Source organism: Selenomonas sp. oral taxon 149 str. 67H29BP (assembly GCF_000146365.1).
Lineage (GTDB): Bacteria > Bacillota > Negativicutes > Selenomonadales > Selenomonadaceae > Centipeda > Centipeda felix.
The window spans coordinates 1,648,401-1,656,463 of sequence record NZ_GL397087.1 but is presented as its reverse complement, the minus strand read 5'-3'; the positions used below and the strand labels follow the sequence as shown (position 1 = coordinate 1,656,463).

Genomic DNA, 8,063 nt, shown 5'->3' with positions numbered 1-8,063 from the left:
GATTCCCTAGATCTGACCAAGGGAGATCTTGCGGGCTTTGATGCTGTGGTGGACGGGTTCGGTGCATTTACGCCGGAGACACTGCCGCTGCACACAAAGACGAGCCAGCATCTCGCTGATCTCGTTGCGGGGACGAATACGCGTCTCTACATCGTCGGCGGTGCAGGAAGTCTCTATGTCGATGCATCGCACAAGGTGCAGCTCCTGGATACGCCGGAGTTCCCGGCGGCGTTCTACGCAGTCGCCAAGGCACAGACTGAGGAACTGGCTGCCCTCCGTGCGCGGAAGGATGCAAAGTGGGTTTTTGTCAGCCCGGCGGCAGAATGCTCCTCGCTGAGATGCCGGAGTATCGCGCGCAGGCGGCGGAGATCGGTGTGTCGGGAGAGCAGCGGCGGCTTCTGCGCGCGCTGATGAATGTGCGTCCGCCGCGCCCGCTTTCGGGAGAATTTCTAGCACTGCAGGATGAGCTGCTCTCAGCGGAGCGTGAGACGCGCGGCGTGGTGGATGTCATGGCGCTCCCGTCCGTCGCGTCTGATGCGCGTATTGCCCTCTATGCTCCGTGCGGCGGACTGCGTGCTCATCGTCCCCGTGCGGCATGCGCTGCGGATAGCGATTCCTTAGTTTTTGCATCCGATCGATTTTCTTGTCCCATGCGTGTGCCTATGCTATACTATTTTCTGTATCACGATGTCCATAAAAATAATAAAAGTAATAATAATAAATAATAACGCAAAATATGGAGACAGAGGATGAGCGATACCATTTACATCGAGCCGGATCTATCGTATCTGGAGGATCGTCTGGATGCGCTCGGTGATTTTGTCGGTGCGGCACACTCGGAGATCCATGCTGTCGGGCGCAGTGTCAATGATCTGCGTGAGGACGTGACGTCTCTGACGCAGGATTTTCATGCCTATGCGGCAAAACAGGAGCGGACGAACCGCATCCAGCTCGCGGAAATCCGTCTGGTGAAGCTGCGGCAGGAGATCGAGCATCGATTCGGCCACTATGCGGAGATCCGCCGCATGGCGCGCGGCATTCTGGAGGCGAATGATCTCGCGGTCGTGCGGCGGGACACGCTGCGTGCGGCGGCAGAGGAGCTCATGCTCCATGCGCCCGGCTACTGGCTGGCACCGGCACTCGTTGCACTCGCGGCGTGGATCAGCGACGAGGAGGAGGTCGCAAATCGCGCATGCGCGGAGGCACTCCATCGTGACGATGAGAGAACGTCGCTCTTTTTTGCACTCGTCTGCCGCCGTTTTGGACGAAAAGAGGCAAGCCTGCACTGGCTGCAGCGCTACTTTGCCGGACTGGATGGCGGGGCGCTCGACCGCAAGGCGGCCATTGTCATTGATGCCTATGTGTCAGGCCTCCTCGGCCGCGATGCGGACGGGCTCATCCGCCATAGGATCGACGGCTGGATCGATCGGTTCAGCCGGGTATATAGTTTTGCCGCTGCGCAGGAAAAACGCTGGTATGAGGCGATGAAGGCGATGTGCCCCGCGCCGCCCGCAGAGGGCAGTTTTCCCTATCTGAGGGTGCATGCCAGATCGGCATCGGAGGTGCTGGAGCATACGCTCTCGTGTGCGCGTCTCTATGAGAAACTCAGCACACATTTTCAGCAGATCGTCACGCAGACGGCGCCGCCCCGCACGCTGAAACAACAGCTGGACAGCATCCTGGAGCGTCTGGCCGCCGATTTCGATGCGGCGGAAAAGCCGCTGCACATGGAGTCGATCCTTGAGAAGCTGGTCATCCATGAGGGCGGCAGGGAGGATCGTGCGCGCAACATTTTGGCGGAGAAGGTGAAGGCATTCGACGAGCGGCGTGACTTCATGCAGCTCCTGTCGGATGCGGCAATACACCCGCAGGAGATGCAGGCGAGCCCCGCACTGCAGAAAATGGCGCTTGCCCTTGGGCGTGATTCGATTCTTTCCGCCTTTCGCGATATTGTCGCGGAGAACCGCGCCGACATCCCGCAGACCATCAAATTTAAGATTCTTGCATTTGATAACGAGACAGAGGACGGCTCCAATGAGGAAAAACTGCTGCGGTTATTTGTCACGTGGAACGACGTTCAGCGCATGATCCGCATGCGTCCCTATGGGCTGTCCTCACAGGAAAAACTCTTCCGATGGATATGGCTCCTTCCCGTGCTGCTCGGTCTCTACGGTGGGGAGGTATACTGGACGGCACTCGGCATCGCCGCCGGCGCGGTGATCTTTAACGCGTACATCAAGGCGAAGAAACGCATGGACAGCATCCATGCGCGCATTACGGAGGAGTATCAGAAACAGGAGGAGGAGGGTACGCAGATGCTCCGCGGGGTGATCGCGGAGATCGTGGACTACCGCACGGAGATCGCGCGGCTCGATGCGGAGAGCGAAAAGGTCATTGACCTCCTGCAGGGATTGAACCCGGCACAGTTTATGGCATCAGCGGACGGCAGTCGGCACGTGCAGGTATGAGGTGGTATCTTTTCGCTGAGGGATCACAAAACGGCGGAAAAAACATAAAAGAAGGACGATGACACGAGGAGGATGTGACCGGACCTCGCATGATCGTCCTTTTTATTGCTGTTTTTCTTAAGGTACCGCTGATAAAATCGGCAGAATCGTCGATCGCAATATGTTTATCCTATGAAAACGAAAAATATTTTCTTTTATTAACGATAAATAGATATTTTTCAATTATTTTGTGAAAAATAATTGAAAAATATCACAGATTATGTTATATTGTAGGAGATTTCGGACGAGTTTTATCGAAAGGAGAATTGCATTGCGTATCATTTATACCGACACCTATCAGAATATGAGCAAGGAAGCGGCGAAGATCCTTGCGGGGCAGCTCTGGGTCAAACCGGACTCGGTTCTGGGGCTTGCCACAGGCAGCACGCCGGTCGAGCTCTATCAGAATCTGGTTTGGCTGCATGAGGCCGTGGGGCTGGATTTCTCCGAGGCAACGTCGTTCAATCTGGACGAGTATGTCGGTCTGCCTGAGGGCGATCCGCAGAGCTATCACCGCTTTATGCACGAGAATCTCTTTGACCATGTGAATATACGGAAGGATCACATCTTCTTCCCGAATGGCATGGCAAAGGACTCAGACGCCGAGGCAGCGCGCTACGAGGCGGCGATTGCGGCGGCGGGCGGCATCGATATGCAGCTTCTTGGAATCGGGCGCAACGCGCACATCGGCTTCAACGAGCCGAGTGATGCATTCGCACGGACGACGCACAAGGTGGTGCTCAAGGAGAGTACCATCGAGGCCAATTCACGTTTCTTCTCCTCCCCGGATGAGGTGCCGCGTGAGGCAATGAGCATGGGCATCGGTACGATCTTCCATGCACGTCATATCGTCCTCATGGCGAGCGGCGCGGAGAAGGCAGAGGCGGTGCGTGATGCGGTATGCGGTACGATTACGCCGCGCGTCCCCGCCTCCATCCTCCAGCTGCATCCACAGGTCACACTCATCGTTGACCGTGAGGCGGGCGCGCTGCTGCGGGAATCGAGTGATACGAAATGAGAGCCATCCAAAACGGCGTTCTCATTCTGCCGAGCGCGGACGGACATTTTACCGCGCAGGAGGGGCTTGTCCTCTGCTATGATGAACGCATCACGAACATCCTGCCGGCGGCAGAGTTTCGTGCAGCCGATGCCGAAACGGTGATTGATGCAGCAGGTGCGTATGTTGCTCCCGGATTTCTGAACGTTCACATTCACGGATGTGACGGCGCAGATACGATGGATGAGGATGCGGACGCCCTCCGCCGCATCGCCGCATTTCAGGCGCGGACGGGTGTTACCTCCTTCCTGCCGACCACGATGACTTGTGCCTTTGATGCCGTAGAGCGCGCACTTGTGCGTATCCGCCGCGCGATGAATGCCGATGGCACGGGGGCGCGCGTCCTCGGTGCACACATGGAGGGCCCCTTCATCAGTCCCGCGAAGAAGGGAGCACAGGACGAGCAGTACATTCTGCCGCCCGCATTCGCGAAGATCGCGCCCTATGCAGATGTCATCAAGATCATCACGATCGCGCCCGAGATGCTGACAGAGGAGGACTTTATTGCGCAGTGCCGCACGCACGGCATCATCGTCTCGCTTGGCCATACGGCGGCGGACTACGATACGGCGCACACCGCGATTCGCCGTGGTGCAGGTCATATCACGCATCTCTGCAACGCCATGACGGGGCTGAATCACCGCCGTCCCGGTGTTCTCGGCGCGGCGCTTGACAGCGATGCGAACTGTGAGCTGATCGTCGATAACGTCCACGTCCACCCTGCCATGCAGCACATCATCTACGCGGCGAAGCGCGGTGCGCACATCATCCCCATCACGGACTCCCTGCGTGCCTGCGGGCTCGGCGACGGCGTCTCGGAGCTCGGCGGGCAGAAGGTATTCGTCAAGGGAACGCTTGCGACACTCGCGGACGGAACCATCGCGGGCAGTGTGCTCTGCCTGAATCACGGACTTTCGATTTTTCGTGAGAACACGGGTGCGTCCATCCCCGCTGTCGTGGAGACGGCGACGCGCACCCCGGCCGAGGAGCTCGGTGTCTATGACCGTCTCGGCTCGCTCACGGTCGGAAAATATGCCGATATTGCGATCTTCGATGAGCAGTTCCACATACATCACACAGTGATTGGCGGGCGGGATTGTTTTTGAAGAATAAATATATAACAATTACTAAAAATAGAAATAAATTCAAATAAATTGGAGGCTGTTTCAATGAATTTCTTTGACAAGGTCAAGGGAAAGCTCATTATTTCCTGTCAGGCACTCGCGGACGAACCGCTCTGCAGTCCATTCATCATGGGGCGCATGGCACGTGCGGCAAAGGAAGGCGGCGCCGTCGGCATTCGCGCACAGAGTGTGGCGGACATCGATGAGATCCGTGCCGTCACCCAGCTGCCCGTGATCGGTCTTATCAAGCAGACCTATGCGGACTCGGAGATCTATATCACGGCGACCATGCGCGAGGTGGAGGCATTGATCGGGACGGGCTGCGAGATGATCGCCCTCGATATGACGAATCGTGAGCGCCCGCAGGGGACGGATGTGCGTGACCTTATTGCACGAATTCATGCGGCGCATCGCCTCGTGCTCGCCGATATTTCGACCTATGAGGAGGGTATGAAGGCAGCGGAGCTCGGCGCGGATGCCGTCTCGACCACGATGTCGGGCTATACGCCGTACAGCCCGCAGATCGCGGGGCCGGACTTCGCGCTGATGCAGCGTCTTGCGAAGGATGCGCCCGTGCCTGTCTTTGCGGAGGGGCGCATCAACACGCCGGAGGAACTGGTACAGGCGATGCAGACGGGTGTCTTCGGTGCGATTGTCGGCTCTGCCATTACGCGTCCCCAGCTGATTGCACGGCGCTTTACCGAGGCGATTGCATAATATATAGAGATAAAATTACTGAGCAATCTCTTGCAAGTGATATTGCTCAGTGAGAGATGTTATTATTTTATTCAAAGGAGAAATTATTATGAGAGATCTTAAGGGACTTTATTCCGCACTGCTCTGCTCGTTCCATGAGGACGGCACGATCAACGAGAAGGGACTGCGCCAGATCATCCGCCACAACATCGACCACAACAAGATGGACGGACTCTATGTCGGCGGCAGCACGGGCGAGAACTTCATGCTCTCGACGGAGGAGAAAAAGCGCATCTTTGAGATCGCGAAGGACGAGGCAAAGGACGATGTCACCCTCATCGCGCAGGTTGGTTCGATCAACCTCAAGGAGTCCATCGAGCTTGCGAAGTTCGCGACGGATCTCGGCTATGATGCGCTCAGCGCAGTCACGCCGTTCTACTACAAGTTCAGCTTTGATGAGGTACGTCACTACTACGAGAGCATCATCGCGGATGTGGACAACCGCATGATCATCTACTTCATCCCGTTCCTCACAGGAGTCAATATCAGCATCCCGCAGTTTGAGAAGCTGTTCGCGAACAAGAAGATCGTCGGCGTCAAGTTCACGCAGGGCGACTTCTACCTCCTGGAGCGCATGCGCAAGGCGTTCCCGGACAAGCTCATCTTTGCCGGATTCGATGAGATGCTCCTCCCCGCGACGGTACTCGGCATCGACGGTGCAATCGGCTCGACCTACAATGTCAACGCGGCGCGCGCCCGTCAGATCTATGAGCTCACCCGTGCAAACAAGATCAGCGAAGCACTCGAGGTACAGCACATTACGAACGATCTCATCACGGATATCCTCGATAACGGTCTCTACGGAACGATCAAGCTGCTTCTCGCGGAGCAGGGCATCGAGGCAGGCTGCTGCCGTGAGCCGATGAAGCCGTACACGCCGGAGATGCGTGCACGTGCCAAGGAGATCTACAAGAAGTATTTCTGAGAAGATTGGTATCGTGTGCAGCCGCATCCAAAGCCTTCCCCGCACGTCGGGGGAGGGGCGCGCTGCTTCCCCCATTCACATCACAATAGGAGGAGATTTTCATGCATGAGGGATTTACCTGGATTGATACGGCAGTCCTCATCATCTACCTGCTCGGCGTCCTCCTGGCAGGTCTCTACTATTCAAAAAAGGAAATGAAGGGCAAGGAGTTCTTCAAGGGCGACGGCACCATCCCCTGGTACGTTACCTGCGTCTCCATCTTCGCGACGCTGCTCAGCCCGATTTCCTTCCTTGCCATCCCGGGCAACTCGTATCACGGCTCGTGGATCTTCTGGTGGGCGCAGCTCGGTATGCTGTTCGCCATCCCACTCACCATCCGCTACTTCCTGCCGATCTACAGCCGCCTGGAGATCGATACGGCGTATCACTACCTCCAGAAGCGTTTTGAGAGCGGCAAACTCCGTATCCTCGGCGCACTCATGTTCATCGTCTTTCAGCTCGGACGCATGTCCATCATCATGTATCTGCCGTCCGTTGCACTCGCGGAAGTTACGGGGATCGATGTCAACCTGCTGATCGTCGTCATGGGGGTCATCGCCATCATTTATTCCTACTCCGGCGGACTCAAGGCGGTGCTCTACACCGATTTTATCCAAGGCACGGTTTTGATTGTCGGCATCGCTCTCTCGCTCGTCGTCATGATCGGCAGCATCCACGGCGGCTGGGGAACGGTCTGGGATACACTCACCACGGGGCATAAGTTCCTGCTCGAAAACGAGGTCTGGTTCAGCCCCGATATCGTATCAAGCAGCGTCTTTATTACCTTTATCGGCGGCGGTCTCGTCACGTTCGCATCCTATGTATCCAGTCAGGACATCGTCCAGCGGTTCACCACGACGACCGACATGAACCAGCTGCGCAAGATGACACTCGGCAATGGAGTCATTTCCATCTTTGCCGCGACGGTGTTCTTCCTCGTCGGTACCGCACTCTTCGTGTTCTATCAGCAGAACCCCGGCCTTCTCATGACCGACCGGCGCGATCTCGTGCTGGCGGCGTACATCACATACGAGCTGCCCACGGGTCTGACGGGCATCCTGCTGGCCGCGCTCTTTGCCGCCGCGCAGTCCACGCTCTCCACGGGCATCAACTCCGTGGCGACAAGCTGGGTGCTCGATATCCAGTCCGTGCTTCATCCTGAGATGCCGATGAAAAAGCAGACGCGCATCGCGCAGTTCATCTCGCTCGGCATCGGTATCCTCTCTATCGTCGTTGCCATCATCATGGCAGGCAGCGACATCCGCTCGGCGTATCAGTGGTTCAACAGCTTCATCGGGCTTGCACTCGGTGCACTCGCAGGCGTCTTCGTTCTCGGTGCATTCAGCCGCCATGCCAATGCGGCAGGTGCTGTCGCAGGCTTCCTCGTATCGACGGCAGTGGTCATCTACCTGAAGTACTTCGTCCCCTCCGTTTCGTTCTGGTCGTATACCCTCATCACCATCGCTCTCACGCTTGGGGTCGGTACGATCGTCAGCCGCCTCACAGCACCCGGCTATACGGCACCTGCGGGTACGACGGTCTATGATACGAACGGCGCGTCCCGCTGCGATGGGCAGGAGGATGCGGCAGTGTGTCACGTACATAAATAATTCGTTGCTATTCATTACGCCCGGCGCAGCTGCGTCGGGCATTTG

At 57.1% G+C, this 8,063-nt stretch carries 8 protein-coding genes; all 8 read left to right on the top strand.

Going from position 1 to position 8,063, the window contains the following annotated elements; translation table 11 throughout:
• The coding region (locus HMPREF9166_RS07850) for an NAD(P)-dependent oxidoreductase (RefSeq protein WP_009753457.1) at positions 1 to 411 on the top strand (411 nt) is incomplete at its 5' end.
• Positions 297 to 725 (top strand): hypothetical protein, encoded by a 429-nt coding sequence (locus tag HMPREF9166_RS13295; RefSeq protein ID WP_371137022.1) that lies wholly within the window; start codon positions 297 to 299, stop codon positions 723 to 725. The genes HMPREF9166_RS07850 and HMPREF9166_RS13295, both read left to right, overlap by 115 nt.
• 24 nt (positions 726 to 749) lie before the next feature.
• Positions 750 to 2,468, top strand: coding sequence for a hypothetical protein (locus HMPREF9166_RS07845; RefSeq protein ID WP_009753455.1), 1,719 nt, complete (start codon positions 750 to 752; stop codon positions 2,466 to 2,468).
• Between the two features lie 310 nt (positions 2,469 to 2,778).
• Positions 2,779 to 3,525: a glucosamine-6-phosphate deaminase gene (nagB, locus tag HMPREF9166_RS07840; RefSeq protein ID WP_039981219.1), complete on the top strand. Its 747-nt coding sequence runs from the start codon at positions 2,779 to 2,781 to the stop codon at positions 3,523 to 3,525.
• On the top strand, positions 3,522 to 4,670 hold the full coding sequence (gene nagA, locus HMPREF9166_RS07835) for an N-acetylglucosamine-6-phosphate deacetylase (RefSeq protein ID WP_009753452.1): 1,149 nt from the start codon (positions 3,522 to 3,524) through the stop codon (positions 4,668 to 4,670). Before nagB ends, nagA begins: the two co-directional genes overlap by 4 nt.
• 63 nt (positions 4,671 to 4,733) lie before the next feature.
• A complete protein-coding gene (locus HMPREF9166_RS07830; RefSeq protein WP_009753451.1) occupies positions 4,734 to 5,405 on the top strand; it encodes an N-acetylmannosamine-6-phosphate 2-epimerase in 672 nt (223 codons plus the stop codon).
• 88 nt (positions 5,406 to 5,493) lie between these two features.
• Positions 5,494 to 6,369 (top strand): N-acetylneuraminate lyase, encoded by an 876-nt coding sequence (locus HMPREF9166_RS07825; protein WP_039981218.1) that lies wholly within the window; start codon positions 5,494 to 5,496, stop codon positions 6,367 to 6,369.
• A gap of 101 nt (positions 6,370 to 6,470) precedes the next feature.
• Positions 6,471 to 8,018: a sodium:solute symporter gene (locus tag HMPREF9166_RS07820; RefSeq protein WP_009753449.1), complete on the top strand. Its 1,548-nt coding sequence runs from the start codon at positions 6,471 to 6,473 to the stop codon at positions 8,016 to 8,018.
• Positions 8,019 to 8,063: the final 45 nt, after the last annotated feature.